Genomic DNA, 1892 nt, shown 5'->3' with positions numbered 1-1892 from the left:
TAAATAAGCTTAAAGTATTTATGTCTGATAATCAGGACGTTTATAAAACAAAAGTATTAAAATTCTTTTGCATGTTAAAAAAAGAAAGACAATTTGATTATATATTTGCAGCATAGCAATATTCTTGCATGGCAAAGCCCCCAAATAGGGGGCTGCTATAGGTATAATAATTGAGGTTTTTATTCTTATGTGATTGAGGAATATTTTTAGTTTTCCCAATTAGCTGTAAGACCCTCATAATGCTTAGTAGTATCGTTTAAAAGTTCATCTTTAAGGCACTTATAAATCTCATCGTTGCTATTTTTATGAGAAAATGTACTATCGACTACACCTTTGAAATATTGCCGTATTTCGTTATCACTTCCGTTTCCATATTTATTATTATCATTATTTTTGCAGTCAATGGCTCCTTTAATATAAGTATCAAAATCTTTATTATTTGCTTTTGATTTTCTTTTAGATTCTAAGAAGTCATAAGTCTTAGTGAAAGCCTTAGCCAATTCTTTTTGTTTTTGAGTATCTATAGAAGAAAGCCAATCAAAGAAGCCAGCACATTTATTTTTGTTTTCATTATTGCACCCATTTGTATCTCCTGATAATTTTTCAACTGTGTATTTAAATACATTGACTAATGAATCAAACATTTTTTTTTCTTCGGCGGTTAAAGTAATTTTCTCTTGTTGTGGTTCTTTTTGGTCTAAAGCACGTTTTTTCCTGCTTTCTGCTTGCTGGACACTATTGTTATTAAAAGTATCATTATCATTGGCATTGCAGCTGTTTAATACGAACAAAAACAAACAAAATAATATGTTGACAATTTTCATTTCTATCTCCCGCATTGTTAATTACATGCACTACTTGCTTGACTTGCAAAATTATCTATACCACTACCAAGCGCTCCTTTAACCACTTCTTTGAAAGTATTTTTAGAACTATCTGCATTTTCTCCAGTACATTTATCAAGTTGAGTTTTTATGTGATCAAGCGCCGATTTTATTTTATCATCATCATTTTCTAAAAATTTATCAAATTCTCCAGCACTAGTTAAAGCAGTTTTTAACCAGTCAAGGTGTGTTTTTTGATCATCAGTTAGCTTTTCTCTAAGAAGTTCTTCTTTAGATTTAGGGCCTTCTTGTGGTAGCTCTTGTTGACTTAAATCACGTTTTCCCCTATTTTGTGGTTGTTGAATGCGTGTATCATTAGCAGTGCAGCTATTTAGTATAAGTAAAAATAAACAAAATAATATGTTGATAATTTTCATTTTTATTCCTTTTTCTTATTTCTGGTACAATATGTTGAGTAAAAATAAAATTTATTCTTGTAATTATAGATCCTATTTTGAAAAATTTTTAAAGATTTTGATTGAGAGATTTATCTCTTTTGAATGTTGTGCTAGCTTTTATTTCATTATTAATAAATATAGGAGTGATTAATGAAAAATAAAAATTTAGTTAAATTATTTTTTATATTAATGTTACTTGTAATGGCTTGTAAAGCATATTTAAAAGAAAAGAAACAAATAAATTTATTGATTTCAGGCGTTTCAACTCTTAAAAATGATTCTGCCGGCAAGGAATTTAAAGATTATAAAGATAAAATAAATAAATTAAAAGAAAGTTTAAAGGATGTAAATGATGGAGAGCTTAAAGAAAAATTATTAAACTTACAGAGTTTGTTTCAAGATAAATTAGCAGCCAAACTAGAAGCTTTGAAAGCAGCTAGACAAACAATTGAAAGTCTTACAAATAAGGACAGTGAGATAATTAAGATATTGAAAGAAGCAAAATTGGTTGAGGCGCTAATTGATTAGTAAATATTTATATTAAAAATGTTAAAATCTAGATATTAAATTTGCTTTAATCTAATATCTAGATTTTTTTCTATTGTAAAAG

3 protein-coding genes and 1 pseudogene are annotated in these 1892 nt (G+C 27.7%); 2 read left to right on the top strand and 2 right to left on the bottom strand.

What is annotated here, in order from left to right; translation table 11 throughout:
- Positions 1-116, top strand: a pseudogene (locus HNQ06_RS05775) (ERF family protein); the annotation flags it as partial.
- Between the two features lie 90 nt (positions 117-206).
- Here HNQ06_RS05775 and HNQ06_RS05530 read toward each other — a convergent pair.
- A complete protein-coding gene (locus HNQ06_RS05530; RefSeq protein WP_184108002.1) occupies positions 207-824 on the bottom strand; it encodes an Mlp family lipoprotein in 618 nt (205 codons plus the stop codon).
- A 17-nt stretch (positions 825-841) separates the two neighbouring features.
- Positions 842-1261, bottom strand: coding sequence for an Mlp family lipoprotein (locus tag HNQ06_RS05525; protein ID WP_184108000.1), 420 nt, complete (start codon positions 1259-1261; stop codon positions 842-844).
- A 171-nt stretch (positions 1262-1432) separates the two neighbouring features.
- On the opposite strand from HNQ06_RS05525, the gene revA reads away from it, so the two are divergent.
- Complete coding sequence (gene revA, locus HNQ06_RS05520) at positions 1433-1810, top strand: fibronectin-binding protein RevA (protein ID WP_184107998.1); 378 nt, start codon at positions 1433-1435, stop codon at positions 1808-1810.
- Positions 1811-1892: the final 82 nt, after the last annotated feature.

The organism is Borreliella lanei (genome assembly GCF_014205895.1).
Lineage (GTDB): Bacteria > Spirochaetota > Spirochaetia > Borreliales > Borreliaceae > Borreliella > Borreliella lanei.
This window is presented reverse-complemented; position numbering and strand designations above follow the sequence as displayed.